The organism is Staphylococcus sp. FSL W8-1207, from assembly GCF_038003745.1.
GTDB classification, from domain to species: Bacteria; Bacillota; Bacilli; order Staphylococcales; family Staphylococcaceae; genus Staphylococcus; species Staphylococcus equorum.
Window position 1 is genome coordinate 13840 of sequence record NZ_JBBOPU010000005.1, and the last position, 15478, is coordinate 29317.

Annotated in this window: 17 protein-coding genes; 5 read left to right on the plus strand and 12 right to left on the minus strand. The window is 32.8% G+C overall.

What is annotated here, in order from left to right:
- The first annotated feature begins 143 nt into the window (after positions 1-143).
- Positions 144-707: a TetR/AcrR family transcriptional regulator gene (locus NSR03_RS14075; RefSeq protein WP_069813603.1), complete on the plus strand. Its 564-nt coding sequence runs from the start codon at positions 144-146 to the stop codon at positions 705-707.
- A gap of 64 nt (positions 708-771) precedes the next feature.
- On the opposite strand, the gene NSR03_RS14080 is transcribed toward NSR03_RS14075, so the two are convergent.
- Complete coding sequence (locus tag NSR03_RS14080) at positions 772-1566, minus strand: trypsin-like serine peptidase (RefSeq protein WP_046465991.1); 795 nt, start codon at positions 1564-1566, stop codon at positions 772-774.
- A gap of 314 nt (positions 1567-1880) precedes the next feature.
- Here NSR03_RS14080 and NSR03_RS14085 point away from each other — a divergent pair, with 314 nt between their 5' ends.
- Positions 1881-2852, plus strand: a complete 972-nt coding sequence (locus NSR03_RS14085; protein ID WP_002506607.1) for an LLM class oxidoreductase — start codon at positions 1881-1883, stop codon at positions 2850-2852.
- Entirely contained in the window at positions 2836-3069 is a 234-nt protein-coding gene (locus tag NSR03_RS14090; protein WP_002506606.1) for a DUF896 domain-containing protein, read from the plus strand. The genes NSR03_RS14085 and NSR03_RS14090 overlap by 17 nt, the downstream gene beginning before the upstream one ends.
- Before the next feature lie 105 nt (positions 3070-3174).
- Here NSR03_RS14090 and NSR03_RS14095 read toward each other — a convergent pair whose 3' ends face one another.
- Entirely contained in the window at positions 3175-4032 is an 858-nt protein-coding gene (locus NSR03_RS14095) for a fructosamine kinase family protein (RefSeq protein WP_002506605.1), read from the minus strand.
- Positions 4033-4281: 249 nt separating this feature from the next.
- Between NSR03_RS14095 and NSR03_RS14100 the strand changes: the two genes are divergently transcribed.
- Both NSR03_RS14100 and NSR03_RS14105 read left to right on the plus strand, forming a co-directional pair.
- Positions 4282-5346, plus strand: a complete 1065-nt coding sequence (locus NSR03_RS14100) for a quinone-dependent dihydroorotate dehydrogenase (protein WP_069813605.1) — start codon at positions 4282-4284, stop codon at positions 5344-5346.
- 77 nt (positions 5347-5423) lie between these two features.
- Positions 5424-5846 carry a universal stress protein gene (locus NSR03_RS14105; RefSeq protein WP_065338817.1) on the plus strand — a complete coding sequence of 141 codons (423 nt, stop codon included), beginning with the start codon at positions 5424-5426 and terminating at the stop codon, positions 5844-5846.
- Between the two features lie 95 nt (positions 5847-5941).
- Here NSR03_RS14105 and NSR03_RS14110 read toward each other — a convergent pair whose 3' ends face one another.
- From NSR03_RS14110 to nikA, 10 genes are all read right to left on the minus strand, one after another.
- Entirely contained in the window at positions 5942-6751 is an 810-nt protein-coding gene (locus tag NSR03_RS14110) for a Cof-type HAD-IIB family hydrolase (RefSeq protein ID WP_069813607.1), read from the minus strand.
- A gap of 57 nt (positions 6752-6808) precedes the next feature.
- Complete coding sequence (locus NSR03_RS14115) at positions 6809-7189, minus strand: VOC family protein (protein WP_069813609.1); 381 nt, start codon at positions 7187-7189, stop codon at positions 6809-6811.
- 143 nt (positions 7190-7332) lie between these two features.
- Positions 7333-7743 carry a MarR family winged helix-turn-helix transcriptional regulator gene (locus NSR03_RS14120; protein ID WP_002506600.1) on the minus strand — a complete coding sequence of 137 codons (411 nt, stop codon included), beginning with the start codon at positions 7741-7743 and terminating at the stop codon, positions 7333-7335.
- 59 nt (positions 7744-7802) lie between these two features.
- Positions 7803-9269 (minus strand): ribosomal protection-like ABC-F family protein, encoded by a 1467-nt coding sequence (gene abc-f, locus NSR03_RS14125; RefSeq protein WP_069813611.1) that lies wholly within the window; start codon positions 9267-9269, stop codon positions 7803-7805.
- Positions 9270-9689: 420 nt separating this feature from the next.
- The gene (locus NSR03_RS14130; RefSeq protein WP_002511560.1) at positions 9690-10607 is read right to left on the minus strand and encodes an ABC transporter substrate-binding protein; all 918 of its coding nucleotides are present in this window, start codon (positions 10605-10607) and stop codon (positions 9690-9692) included.
- A gap of 131 nt (positions 10608-10738) precedes the next feature.
- Entirely contained in the window at positions 10739-11428 is a 690-nt protein-coding gene (locus tag NSR03_RS14135) for an ABC transporter ATP-binding protein (RefSeq protein ID WP_065367512.1), read from the minus strand.
- Positions 11421-12200 (minus strand): ATP-binding cassette domain-containing protein, encoded by a 780-nt coding sequence (locus tag NSR03_RS14140; protein ID WP_065367513.1) that lies wholly within the window; start codon positions 12198-12200, stop codon positions 11421-11423. The genes NSR03_RS14135 and NSR03_RS14140 overlap by 8 nt, the downstream gene beginning before the upstream one ends.
- Positions 12193-13014 (minus strand): nickel transporter permease, encoded by an 822-nt coding sequence (nikC, locus tag NSR03_RS14145; RefSeq protein ID WP_002506596.1) that lies wholly within the window; start codon positions 13012-13014, stop codon positions 12193-12195. The genes NSR03_RS14140 and nikC overlap by 8 nt, the downstream gene beginning before the upstream one ends.
- On the minus strand, positions 13014-13991 hold the full coding sequence (gene nikB, locus NSR03_RS14150) for a nickel ABC transporter permease (protein ID WP_002511562.1): 978 nt from the start codon (positions 13989-13991) through the stop codon (positions 13014-13016). Before nikB ends, nikC begins: the two co-directional genes overlap by 1 nt.
- Positions 13988-15466 carry a nickel ABC transporter substrate-binding protein gene (nikA, locus tag NSR03_RS14155; protein ID WP_069813613.1) on the minus strand — a complete coding sequence of 493 codons (1479 nt, stop codon included), beginning with the start codon at positions 15464-15466 and terminating at the stop codon, positions 13988-13990. Before nikA ends, nikB begins: the two co-directional genes overlap by 4 nt.
- Positions 15467-15478 lie beyond the last annotated feature (12 nt).

A 15478-nucleotide genomic window follows, 5' to 3' on the forward strand; every position in this document is an offset into this window, starting at 1 on the left:
AACAATGTAATTCATGTTAAAGCACGCCGTTTTATATTTATTTTTACTCATTACAAATCAAGCATATTGACATTCATGAACTAAAGCCAGATAATTTGTATAAATTATCTTATTTGCAACTTATTTAAGGAGGTGTGAAGTCAATGACCACAACACATGTTGATCCACGAATTACCAGAACAAAAAAATTATTGATGGATGCCTTTCGCGACATTGCTAAAGAAAAGAAGTTACAAACCATTACAGTGAAGGATATAACTGAACGCGCAACTGTAAACCGTGCTACATTCTATGCTCACTTTTATGATAAATATGACATTATGGACTATACATTGTCAGAAACCATTCTTAAAAATTTAAACGATAACTTAACCCTTGCTTCCGAACTTAATGAAGAAACATTATGCAAAACGTTTATCACAATTACGAGTTATATTGAAGAAACACATAATGAATGTAAATTAAATAGTGCTGCATATGGTGAAGTAGTTGAAAAGAGAGTAAAAGAAGAACTGGAAGATATTTTCTTAACGTTAATCGTACAAAAACATCCAACTGAAGATAGAGAAGCCTTAGCTACAAGTGCTCGCTTTTTATCGTGGGGGCTATATGGCACAGCTAAACATTGGTTTCATACGAGCAACACTTCTGCACTTAACTATATCGAAAAAGCACTTCCTTTGTTTATGAGTCACATATTAAAATAAATCATACAAAAAAGCCTCTAAAGCAATGCTTATTTGTTCTAGAGGCTTAAAATTTTTCAAGAAACTATTTTTTGTTTTCATTAATAAAGTCTAATACATCACCAGTTAATGCGACGCCATTATTACTTTCACCTTCTACGCCACCGTAATGTAATCCTACTACTTCATTATTCGCATTAAAGATTGCAGAACCAGAGTTACCGCCAAATGTACTCGCACCGTATGTAAGTTGCGTGCCGCTATTTGTTAATACTTCTCCCTTACTTTCCCACATTGTAGCTAACGATTTATCACCCGGATAGCCAGTTACTGTCACAGGATCACCTTTACTAACACTTGATGCATCTTGGATTGTTGCGGGTTGTACGACATCACCTACAGACTGTCCTTTATCGTTAGTATTAAAATATATAAGTACTAAGTCTTCTTGACCAGGGTAAGCTTGGACATCTTTTTCAGTAAACTCACCATACGGAAATGAACCTTCATTTTTAGCTGCAGGTGCAAATGTCATATCACCGTTTGAAAGATTAGCAACATGTTTATTTGTTAATACAGTATTTTCATCGATGACTACGCCTGTCGCTATATTGTCTCCCATATTAATGTAGCCTACTGATTGGTAATGGCCTGTAGTGGTATTTTCAATTTGTGTTCTGTCTTCATCAGGTAATATGACCCTTGGCATAACTTCTGATGACTGACTATTGGTCGTATTATCATTTTGTTGTGTTTGTGTTTGCTGATTCGTTGTATCGTTATTTTGAGTATCCGTAGCTGCAGAACTACTAAATGGTGCAATTGCAGATAACATAACTAAAGAAAAAGCTATACTACCTATCATTTTTCTTATAAACATAAATAACCCTCCATTAAAATATATTATACTATTAAAATTTAAAGAATTTTCCAAAAATAATCAAATCATAATATTAGTTTTTGAAAATATATCACCTTAATTTATAAGTTTTTTTAATAGTATATTCTTAGGTTATACCCTATCTTCTAAAATAGTATCATTTTCAAAACAACACATTTCTCTTTATGTTGTTTAAACGATACATATATAAACATGTTGTTTGCTTTATATTTCGTAACGTAATACAATGCATTTAAACAACAGGTGTTAGTTAAATAATGCTTGTTGCTTAAATAAAGTTAGGAGGGATAGACGTGACAACAATTCAAAAACACAATGGTTTCAAACGGACTTTTCAACAGGGTCATTTGACGTTAGGCTTAACGTTACCTTTTGATAATTCTGAACACATCGCATTGTCGTTGGAACATCAAGTTGATTTAGCGCAATACGCTGAAACACTTGGATTTACGAGCCTTTTTGTACGGGACAGTCCGCTTTATAGCCCACATTTAGGAAATGTAACGACAAACTACGATCCGTTTGTATTTTTAACTTATCTCAGCGCCAAGACATCAAAAATCGCTCTCGGAACATCTAGTATTGTTGCTACATTACGTCATCCAATTCATATAGCGAAAGCTGCTACTTCTCTTGACTTGATTTCAAATGAGCGATTATTATTAGGCGTTGCTACAGGAGATCGATCATTCGAATTTCCAGCTTTTAAAGTAAATACAAACCATTTAACTGAACAATTTCAAACAGCGATAACTTCTATAAACGATTTATGGAAAACACATTCACCGCAAATCTCAAATTCTATATTTGAATTATATGAGGATGCCGGTTTACAAATATTACCAAAACACAAGCATATTCCAATGTTTGCTACTGGTTATTCAAAACAAAATATGTCTTGGCTAAAGAAACACATGGATGGCTGGATGTTTTACCCACAAGATTTTCAGCAGCAAAAGAAATTATTACTAGATTGGCATCAAAATGATGTATTCAAACCTTTTATGCATCCACTTGTTATCGATTTGTCTGTGAATCCAAATGAGTTGGTTAAACCTATTAAAGGTGGTTATCGCTTAGGTAGAAATACTTTAATAAAAATATTAAAATCATATGAGCGTATAGGTACGAATCATATTATGCTCCACTTAGTTGAAAATGAAAGAACTTATAAAAATATATTAACAGAGGTTGGAAATTATATTATTCCACACTTTCCACCTCATGAATTACAGGAGGAAAAAAATTATGACACTATTAGATAGAATTAATATACTAGCAAATAAAGAAAAAGTTGAAACATTGAGCATTGAAGAAAAACAAGAACAACATGTATTAAGACAAGAATATTTACAAATGATTCGTGGACAAGTTGTTAACACATTTTCAACTTTGAAAGTCGTTGATCCTTTAGGTGAAGACATTACGCCAGATAAAGTCTATGAATTACGTGAAAACATGAATACTTTAGATTTAAATTAAATTGATAACTTTATAATAAATATTCACAAAAACGGCTGTGCACTTTCATATCAAAGCGCACAGCCGTTTAATATTTCTGAGGTTCACAAAGTGCAATTACTTATATCAATCGTTTAAAATTTGTTGCATTGAACGATCAACACTGCTCGCATACATATTTCCAAATTTGACTAAGTGTACCATTAATAAATAAAGTCTATAAAATTCTAAGCGTTTCTCCGCACCATCGCTCAATGGATAATGCTTATTATATTCATCATAAAATGATTGTGTAAAACCACCAAACACGGTAGTAATACCTAAATCAAATTCTCTATCACCATATAATGGTGCCGGATCAAATAGTGCAGGCGAACCATTTTCTAAAAACATATAATTGCCTCCCCATAAGTCTCCATGCAATAAGGAAGGTTTACTCGTATGCTTATTCAGTGCATCTATAATGACCTTACGTACACGTTTATATGTTTGAGCATCGTTATCTGTCCATAATTTCAACCGCAATAATTCATCTTTTAAATGATCCAGACGACGTTCCACAAATAATGTTATCCATGAATCTGTCCAGCTATTATCAAATGAAATATCTCCACCTTCATATGGTAAATCAAACCCAAATTTTCCTGATGATTGTTGTTGGCTATGCATTTTCGCAACAAGCTGTCCTAATTCTCTTTGGCTACCAGTTGTGCCTTCATCTAAAAAGGTTAAGAGTAAATAAGCATCTTCATTAATTTTTCCGCTTCCAATCACTTTTGGCGCAGTAATTTGCGCTTGTTCAAAAAGGTTTAAACCTGCAATTTCTGCTGCAAAGAAATCTTCATTACGATTACGTTGCACGAGTAAAAAATAAGTTTCATCTGGTGTTGTTACTTGAAATGCTTCATTCACATCTCCACCACCAACTGGAGATATAGATTCTATATGATTTAATGGAAGTTGTGCTTGCCATTCTTGTTTCATTTGTACCCCTCCATAACTATTAAGCTATAATATTGCTACTTAATTATTACCGTTTTCAACATATCTTAATCAATAATGCTTATTGTCATACTTTTTATGTGACACTTCTTAAAATTATCTTGATTTACTCTAGGCATATATTCAGTAAAATGCTACTCTATTAAAGACATCATTTTCAATATAGCCAACAATATAAATTAACTTTTGGCTTAAATACATATAAAATTCGATTAACGGAGTGATAATCTCATGTATAAACTAATCAAACCTATTTTATTTCAATATGACCCTGAAAAAGCACATGGCATGACTATTGACGCACTGAAATTCGTACAAAAACATTCTAAATTATTACCAGTCATCGAACAGTTATTTCATTATGAGCATACAGTCCTACATCAAGAAATTCATGGTATTCATTTTGACAATCCTATTGGTCTTGCAGCAGGCTTCGATAAATCTTGTGAAGTTCCTAAAGCTTTAGAGAAAGCAGGATTTGGTGCTATAGAACTCGGAGGTGTTACACCTAAACCACAGCCTGGTAATCCAAAACCACGTATGTACCGACTAGTTGAGGATAACGCTTTAATTAACCGTATGGGCTTCAACAATTTAGGTATGAACAAGGCACTTAGTAACCTACGTAAATATAGCTATCAGGTCCCTGTAGGTTTGAATGTGGGTGTGAATAAATTTACTGATTATGAATCACGTTATCAAGATTATATAAAAGTAATCGATACATTTAGAAATGATGTAACTTTTTTCACTGTGAATATTAGCTCACCTAACACTAAAAATTTACAAAGCTTCCATGACAAAGATGAATTCTCACAACTTTGTTCTGCAATCCAATCATATAAAGACAGTCACAATGTCAACGTGCCTATTTTTATCAAGCTGACTTCAGATCTTGACTTAGATAGTTTAGGTCGTATGTTGGACCCTATCGTTGAAACTTTTGATGGCATTATTTTAGCTAATACTACTCAGAAACGTGAACAGTTACATTCTGACAATCAGCATGAAACTGGTGGTTTAAGTGGTAGACCGCTATTTGAACGTAATCTAGAACTCATTTCTTATGCCTATAAACAAAAAAACGGTCAGTTCTTAATTATTGGTACTGGGGGTATATTTAATACAAGTGACGTCATTACAATGATGCGTCATGGCGCTTCGCTCGTACAACTTTATAGTGCTTTAGTATTTGAAGGACCAGGACTAACTAAAAAATTAAATAAAAACTTGGCAAAATACCTTAAAACAGAAGGTTATGAGCATATAAATGATATTATAGGGTTAGACGTATAAAATTCAGTAATTGTTTAATTTAAAATCATATTACATTATCTTTATTAGGGTATGTAAATAATAAAGGAGGCGCTATTATGTACAAGAAAATACTATTAGCTTATGACTTTGGCAACACATTCGATAACGTTCCACAAGAACTACAAAACTTAACTGCTGGCGTAGATGACGCTGAAATTACAATTTTCAATGTTATTTCTGAAGGTGACTTACAAACCTCAGTACGCTATGATGGTAAACATTTTGAAGAATTAGCGAACGAAAAAGGCAAAAAACTAGATCCATTTGTTCAAAAATTAGAAAATCTCGGTTTAAATGTTCGCGTGAGATTTAGTACAGGATACATCAAGCAATCTATTCTGCAAGAAATTGAAGAAAATAAATATGACATTATCGTCATGAGTAATAAACGTGCAAAACCAGACATTAAAAATGTTCTGGGGAATGTCACTCATAAAATTGCCAACAGCGCGAATCTTCCTGTATTAATTATAAAATAATAGGCATATAAATAAGGAAGCCTCCATCTAAATCTTGGAAGCTTCCTTTATTTTATTTAAAATGCTATGCAATTATTTTCGACTTATATTGATACTTAACCCTGTTGCTTTAAGTATCTCTCTATTACTTGTAATACACCAGATTCATCATTAGATGGTGCGCGGTGTTGAGCTATTTTTTCAAGTTCTGGGCTACATTTCGCCATAGCATAACTATGTGTGGTCAATGCTAGCATTTCTAAGTCATTATTAGCATCTCCAAAAGCTAATAATTCGTCTTGCTCTATGCCCCACTGGTTTAAAAGTGCTTGAATCGCTACACCTTTATTCACTCCAGGTAAAATAAGATCCACACTCTCAGCACCACTTGTCACGGCTCGTATTTCATGTACATATTCACTTTCCAAACCAGTTTTCACTTGATTTACGATATTGTCATCTTTGATTCTCATTGCCACTTTAACAAACTGGTCATCTTTGATATCACTAAAGTTTTCAACTTTTTCAATATCGTAGTAATAGTTAGTAATAAAATTCATAAATTCATCGCTACAATCACTTTTAACATATGCTGATTTAATCCCACTTACTATAACATCAGAGATATTATAATCCACCATAATTGTCTGCAGAATATCAAAGGTAAGTTGTTGATCAAAATGTGAAGAAGACACTAATGTATCATCAACATAAGTAACGGCGCCATTTTCTGCTACATACGTAATTTGTGCTTCCTTGCCTGGGAAATATGATCGTAATTGGGCATATTGATTACCACTTGCTACAATAAATTTGATATTACGTTTTGTTATTCCTTCAAATATTTTTTCAAAATATATTTCATCAAAGGTATGATTGGATTTAAATAACGTTCCATCTTTATCTACTGCAATTGCTTTTATCATCGGTATACATCCTTCCAAATTCGTTATCAACCCTAACAATATATGTTACTACTTACTTTACATCACAATAATATTAAATAAATGGCCATCTATGTCACTAAACAAACCACCATAAAACCCTTCTAACATCGTACCGCTCTGCAATACTTTACCACCCGCTTCTTTAACTTTATTTAATAATGCATCAACATCTTGAGACTGAGATACAGAAATAGAAACTAATGCTTCATTTGAGCCTATATTAGAAAGCTGAGATGCTTTTTTAAATTGGCTACGTTCAATAAGCATAATAATTTTATTATCGATCGTTTGAATTCCTCTCATTTTATCCAAAACAGCATCATTTTGTTGAATTTTAAAGCCAATGTCACTAAAAAATGCTTCACTTGCTTTAAGGTCTTTTACTAGTAAATTTAGCCATGCCGATTGTATATCCATTTTAACACGCCCTCTATTTTTACTCACCATATCATATCTCACTCTATAGGGGGCGTTAATCACCTACTTTAAACTATAGAACCGTTATCCACTTACATTGTGATTATTTCCTAGGTTATACTATAAAACTAAAATTAAATGAATTAATCATCGTTAATATGAGTGAGCTTACGAATATGCGATAGGTCAATCTTTTCAATCAATTGTTCATATGTGTTCAACGCCTTTTTAGTCATTGTTAATCCTTCTTCAGTTAGATAGATATACATAGCGCGTTGATCTTCAACACATTCTTGTCTAAAAACGAGCGGACAATCCATTCTTTCTATCCTAACGATTAAACGCGACATTGCACTTTGACTCAAATCTACTATTTTAATTAAATCATTCATTTTATATTTTTTTCCTGTTGCTGTAAAAATTTCGTATAGTACATAAAATTCTTTTAAACTTAAATGATATTGTTGTTTTAACGTTTTTTCTATTAATGATTCTGTGTAGTGTACATATTTTGTCATTTCAATCCAATTATTTATTTTTTGCTGTTGTTCCATATAACATCCCCCAATACTTCTCTACCATCTATATTTATTCTGCTGTTTATTTTATAGCTTTACGTTACATCATAGATTGATTGTTTTGTTAATTCCCATTTTTTATCTGCAACATTTTCAACGAACTTTGCATCATGAGAAGTGAATAAAATGATACCCCGATAAGCATTCATAAATAATTCCAATGCTTCTAATGTTTTTATATCTAAAAAATTAGTGGGTTCATCTAAGATTAACATATTAGCTTTAGTAGAAAATAACACAGCTAAAGATAATTTTGTTCTTTCACCACCACTTAGAACTTTACAGGAACGCTCAAGCGCCTCATTTAATCCTAAGTTATTTAATATAGCTCGAGCAAAGTGTTCTTGCGTATCTGTTTCTTCCATTAAAAATTGTAAAAGTGAAACATCTCGCATTGCTTCATAACTAAGTTGACGATAATAGGCCATACGCACTTTTGGTGAACAATCAATACCTTTTTCTTGATGATATATCGCTTCAAACAAAGAAGTTTTACCTACTCCATTATCACCAATAATTGCAATGTTACAACCATATGGAATTTGAAATCGTGTATCGTTAAGGAGCGGGATACCTTCGCGTGTTAATGTGAAGTTTTGAGCAATAATTGGATAATTATTATGCACTTCATAAACTTTACTTTGAGGAAATTGAAAATCATATTGCTGTTTACGTCGTTCAATTTCTTCGATTTGTTCTAATCGCTTTTCTATATGTTTCGCCTGTTTCTGTGCTGCTTTCTCGACTGTATCTTTTTGTTTAGAAGCACTATATCTGTCTGGTTTAATACTTTTGTTCTTTTGTTTAGATGTTGCTTTCCCATATTTTTGTGCTTGTTTATGCTTTTCTTCACTGGCTTTGGTTAGTCTAGCTTTCTCACTTTGATATTGTTGATACTGACGACTATGTTCAATATATTCTTGCTCTAATTGAGCATGATATTGACTATAATTCCCTTTAAATACCCTTATTGTGCCATCATTTTGTATTTCCCAAATTGTATCTACAATGTCATCTATAAGCGCTCTATTATGCGTAACCATTATTAATGTCCCATAGTAATATTTTAAAGTATCAGCTAAATAGTCAATTCCATTTTTATCCAAATGATTTGTTGGCTCATCCAATAATAAAATGGGACTATAATTTGATATAATATTAGCTAACTTATACTTTGCTTTTTCTCCACCACTCATTTTATCTGTCGTATGCATTGGTAGATTAAGTTGACTTAACACATCACCTTTTAATTGGTTAAAATCACTATCTATATCCATACTAAGTTGTTTAAAATATTGCATTTCACCATTGACTTCAATTGTACCTAAATCAGGTTTAATAGTTTGGTTTATCATATTTAATATTGTTGTTTTACCTGTACCATTTGCTCCGATTAATGCAATTTTTTCAAATTGATAAGCATGTAGCGCTTCGATTTCTATAGAACGAAAATCTATTAAATTGTGTGCTATTTGATTAAATTTAATTGTATATTCCATCATTGATATACACTCCTTATTAATAAAAGGAAGTGCACGCAAAAAAATAAGACAGGTTTCTCCTATCTCACTCACATAATATATTAATGATATCCACTATCTTTACGTGATAGTACTCTCTTAATACATTATCTTCTTATTAGGAAAAAATGACATACTTCACCCTATGAGAATGTGGCGTGAACTGTACCTTTTTGAATTTATTGTGTTTATGATTCAAAAAGGTTCTAGCGAAGTCTCATAGAAGCTGTCATTTTAATCCTCCTTGTCTTTATATATTGCATTTACTGTAACATCTTGATTATTTATTTTCAATACACATTTGAATAGATTCATCATGATAGCGGTAGTCACTTACTTTTTAATAAAAAAACATACTGGAAGGCTTTATAAATAAAAAGTCCTCGCAGTATGTTCAGCTCACTATGAATTGCTATTTAATAATTTCTCTTTTAAATCTTTACGTTCATATTCTAATGAATACGGATCATTCAACCAATAAATGCCTTCGTCTACTTTAAATGTATGATTGTTTTGTACCGCTTCAGTATTTTTCCAAATTTCTTTATTTTCAAATGATAAGTCAGACCCTTTTGCTACAGGAGTCACAACATAATCGCCAGCCATTTTAGGAAGCTCTTCTTCTGAGATATCAGCTAAATCATTTTCTTTTGTTGCTTTTTCTACTGTCTCTGGCATTTTCAACCCAAATGAGTCGTATAAAATCTCACTACCGTGACCATATGTTTTACCTAGCGCATAGATTTTTTTATCAAAATCTTTGATGATAGACACTGTTGTATCTGCTCCAATGGCATCTTTGATTTCTTTACCATCATCTTTTGTTTTTTGCTCCCAGTCTTCAACCCATTTTTTTGCTTTATCTTCTTTGCCAACAATTTTCCCTAGCTCTAGGTGCTGTTCTTTATAATCATGTTTTGCATAATCAAAGGCAACAGTTGGTGCTATTTTTTTCATTTTTTTCAAGTTTTTATCTGTATTATAAGTAATGATTAAATCTGGTTTGAGTTTCGCGACGCTTTCTACATTTTCAGCATCTACCTTCTCCACATCTTTAAATTTTTCTTTTAATACTTTACTGTCATCAACGATATTCGCAACTCCTACAATATTCGCATCAAGTTGTTTTAAACCACCTGCATATGTTGCCCCTAAAACGACAATACGCTTAGGATTTTTAGGTATTTTCACTTTATCTCCTGAGTCTTGTTTGTAAGTTGTTTTTTCGCTATCTTTTTTAGACGACTTGTCTTCTGAGCCATTGCTACACGCTGCAAGTACAAGCACCAACACTAACAAAGGTAATAATAGTTTCTTCATTGTTTTATGTCCCCTTTTTTTATCGTATTTTAAATTATACAGGAAGTTGTATTAAACACAATAATATATAAAGAATTACTATTTGAAATTCTAAATGATTGTAGATGTTATATAAATAAACAGCCACTTTCTTAATATATAGAAAGTAACTGTTTTGTATATTCATGTCGTTGATTACTAAATAAATTCTCTACATTAAAATCGTCTACAATGATGCCATTTTTCATCACAATAACTCTTTCAACCAAATGATTTAAAAAAGCAATATCATGAGAAATCATCAACATGCTTTTTTGTGTTTTCTGATGATAATCTTTTAGCACTTCTATCATTTTCTGTTCTGCAATAACATCTAAACTGGCTGTAATTTCGTCACATAGAAGCATATCTGGCTCCAACATAAGTGTACGGATTGTATTAAATCGCTGTAGTTGGCCACCACTTAATTCATCAGGTAACCTATCCAACAACTTAGAATCTAATTCCATAAATGTCATCAATGATTTCATTCTTCGACGTACATCACTTGTAACCGTACCTTTATAATATTTTATTGGCTCTGATAAAGATTTCTCCATATTAAATTTCGGATTAAAACTATCATACGCATGCTGAAATATAGGTAATAGTGTTAATCCATGTGTGAAAATTTGTCCGTCGGTCGGTTGAAGTAAACCTAGCATAAGATGTGCTAAAGTTGTTTTTCCGGAACCACTTTCACCTACGATACCAATAACTTCATCAGCTTTTATAGTCAGGTTAATATTAGTTAAAATAGGATCTTGATCGTATTTAAAGTTTATTCCTGTTAATTCAATCATAAGCATTCTCCCTTCTTAGCTGACTACGGGAATTAAATAACTCCAGGCTATAGGGTTTTATATTGTGATTTTTAAAGGCTTGAACATGATTAGAATCTATTACTTCTCCGTGACGTATCACATGAATCCAGTCACTAAAATCTAAAACGTGTGATAAATTATGGGTGATAATTAATAAAGTTACTTGATGCACTTCCGCTAAATGTTTAATTAAGTTCATTACATTATAGCCCGTTATCGCATCTAATGACGAGGTTGGTTCATCAGCGATAATGACTTCTGGATTTAACATCAGAACACTCGCAATTTGTACCCTAGCAAGTTGTCCTCCAGACAAGCTAAAGCAGTAGCGGTCCATGACTTGGTCAGGTACTAAATCTACCCATTGTAATGCTTTGATGACAAACTGCTTTGCCACTGCTTTCTTAACTTTATAGTGCATTCTGTAAATAGCCATAAGTTGTGTACCCAGTTTTGTATGATCATTAAAGCTGTGTGTATAGTCTTGAGAAATAAAACCGATATCTTTGCCTAATAAAGTATGCATATCTCTGACACTTTGGTTTTTGTAACGTAATCCATCAAATTCCATATCTAATGTACGTGGTACACGTTGAACGAGTGCTTTGGCAGTTAAACTTTTACCTGAACCACTTTCACCAACTAGGACATTCACTTTACTTTGCTTAAGTCCTAAGTTGATATTATGAATGAGCTTAGTTCCTGAATTATCTTTGATTGATAGATTGGATATCTCGAGTATATTAGTCATCCAAATCACGCTTCCCTTTTAATAATTTATCTCGTAAGGCATCACCAGCTAAATTAAATAATAAAATTGTTAGTGTAATTAAAGTTGCTGGAACAATTAACAGTAATGGATATGAGCTAATATAGTCACGTCCAGCATTAAGCATTGCTCCCCATTCAGGTGAAGGTGGTTGTGCGCCTAGCCCTAAAAAGGATAGTGATGAAATATAAAGAATAATTTTACCAAAATCAACAGTCATCAGCACAATAATAGATGGCGTAACTTGTGGTAAAAAATGTTTCCAAATAATTGTACGCGTTGGCACATTAAATAACTTAGCCATTTGTATATAGGGTTTCATCATTTCACTGCTTATTACAGAACGTGTAAGTCTTGTATATGTCATCCATTTAATTATTGTAATGGCGATGACTAAATTCCAAATACTCGGTTTAAAAAAGCTGGCAAATGCAATCATCAATACAAATTCTGGAATGCTTAGTCCAATGTCAATTAAACGCATAATCACTGTATCGACGATTCCCTTTTTGTAACCGGCTAAAAGACCAAGTGGAACACCAATAATTACCGTAACGAGTAATGTAATCAAACTAATGAGTAAAGTATACCTTGCCCCAACGATAACTCGTGATAATAAATCTCTACCATAATCATCTGTCCCTAACCAATGAGTCAGACTTGGCGTTTCCAAAGCATTACCTAAATGCACTTCTAACGCACTATTAGTTGAAACAAAAAATTGCGCTATTATAATGACGATGAGATAGAAAGAAAAACCATAGAAAATGAGATTGTGTTTATTAATATGTTTCATTACATCTCACCATCCTGACGCGCTACTTTAGTCTTTTTACGATTTTTATTGTATCGACGTTTTGGATCTAGCCATAATAACAATAAGTCACTGATTGTGTTAGCAAGAACGACAAGGAAACCGATCATAAGAACTGCACCTTGCACAACAGGATAATCCCTTGCTCTAATACTATCGACTAGGAAATGACCAATACCTGGTATACTAAATAAGTTTTCAATAACGACTGTGCCGCCAATAAGACTGCCTATAGACATACCCAATACTGTAACGACCGGTATAATAGCAGGCTTAAACAAGTCTTTCCATAAAATATAACGTTCAGACATCCCTCTGAGTCGAGCCGCTTCTACTTCTTTAGATTGGTACAGTTCTACTAAATTAGAACGCATTAATCTGACATAATAGGCACTCATACCTATGCTCAGTGCTATCACAGGTAATACGTAGCCTGCTAACGAATCTAATCCAGATGATGGAAGTAAGTTGAGTTTTTGTGCGAATACATAAATCAATAAAGTTCCTAAAAAGAATGAAGGTATACTAACAGTAAAAGATGTCACTGTGCGGATCAATGTATCAATCCAAGTATGATAGTATTTCGCTGCAATAATACCTAATGGCACTGCTACAATAAAAACGATAATGATAGTCAAAATAGCAATGAATGCTGTAGGTGGCGTATAATAAATTAATTCATTGATTACAGGCTCGCCTGTTTGATAACTCGTACCAAAATTCAACTGCACAATTTGTCCTAACCATTGAATGTATTGGATGACTACGGGTTGGTCTAAACCTAATTTTTGTTTGGTAGCTTCAATTTGTTCACTTGAAACGTTAGCTACATCTAAATGTAAAATTTTGTCGACTGGGTCTCCCGGCGTAAGTTTCATTAATATAAAAGTGATAGTAGAAAGGACAAACAATACAATGATCATTTGTCCAATTCTAGAAAGTATATTTTTTAATATCATTGTTTTTTATCCACTTTATAATCGATGAGATAGACGCCTTCAGGAGTTGCTTTTAAGTTTTCTACATCTTTACTCATACCGACGATATTATCATTATATGAAATATAGCTATTTGCTAAGTCATTGCTAGTTATATCAATAATTTCATTCGTTAAACGATGACGTTCTTTTGTATCTACTGTTTTATTAAATTGATTTATTAAAGCAGTCACTTTGTCATTATCATAATCACCTGCGTTAATCGCACCTTGTGGTTTATACGCTTGGTTGAAGAAATAACCAGTGTCTCCTCTTGGAATCGTACCAAAGCTATAAAGTGATGCATCCCACTGACTTTTATCTTTTAGGTAACCTTGGATATCATCCACATTACGTAATTTAATATCAATATTGGCTTTTTTAGCATCTGATTGGATAACTTGTGCAATTTTCGGAAGTTCTGGACGTCCATTATATGTTGAAACTGTTAATTGTAATGGATGTTCTTTTGTATAGCCTTCTTCTTCCATTATTTGCTTCGCTTTATCTATATCTTGTTTCTGCACTTGTCGATTCTCTATAAAATCTAATTTTGTATTGAAAGGTCCAGTTGCAGGTTCAGCATGACCTTTAGACACATTTTTTGCAATACTTTCACGATCTATTACTTTATCGAGTGCTTCGCGTACAGGTTGCGTCATCTTATCGCTTGTATGGTTATATAAGAGTAAGCCTGTTCTAAATCCTGAGACACTTGATACTTTTGTTTCATCACTCTCTTTTAGTGTTTTTACTTTTTCCACAGGTACATCTGTAATGACATCTGCTTTCCCAGAGTCTAAATCACTCGTACGTGCGTTACCATCTTCTTGATAAGTAACATTAATATGATCTAGTTTCGGTTTACCTTGCCAGTAGTCTTTATTCTGATCTAATTTAATTTTTTGAGATTGCTTATAATCTTTAATTTGATATGGTCCAGTACCAACAGGGGTTTTATTTACATCGCCCTTTGCTTCCGTATCATAGATCGCTGAAAATGGACTGGCAAGCTCTGAAACTAATTCAGGATATGCTTCTTTTGTCGTAATCGTAACATTTTGTCCGTCTACTTGAATGTCCTTAATAGGAAGAGATCCTTTTACCAAGTCACTTTTCTCAATACTTTCTTCCAAACTAGATTTCACTGCTTTACCAGTCACTTTTTTACCATTTTGGAATTTAATATCATCTTTTATTTTTAGATCGAGTTGAGTTGGTGACTTTTGATTATATGATTCAACTAATAATTTTTGAACTTTTCCTTCAGCGGAGGCTTTAAACAAAGATTCTGCTGCGCCAATTTTCACTGGTACATCGGTTTCATAAGGGGCGATTGAAGTTGTTTTTAAAGGTAACTCAATGTTCAAAGTGTTTCCTTTAGATTGACTTCCAGATCCACTACATCCTGCTAAAGTAATTGCTGCGGTTGCAAACAATACCACTAATCTTTTCATTTATTTTCCTTC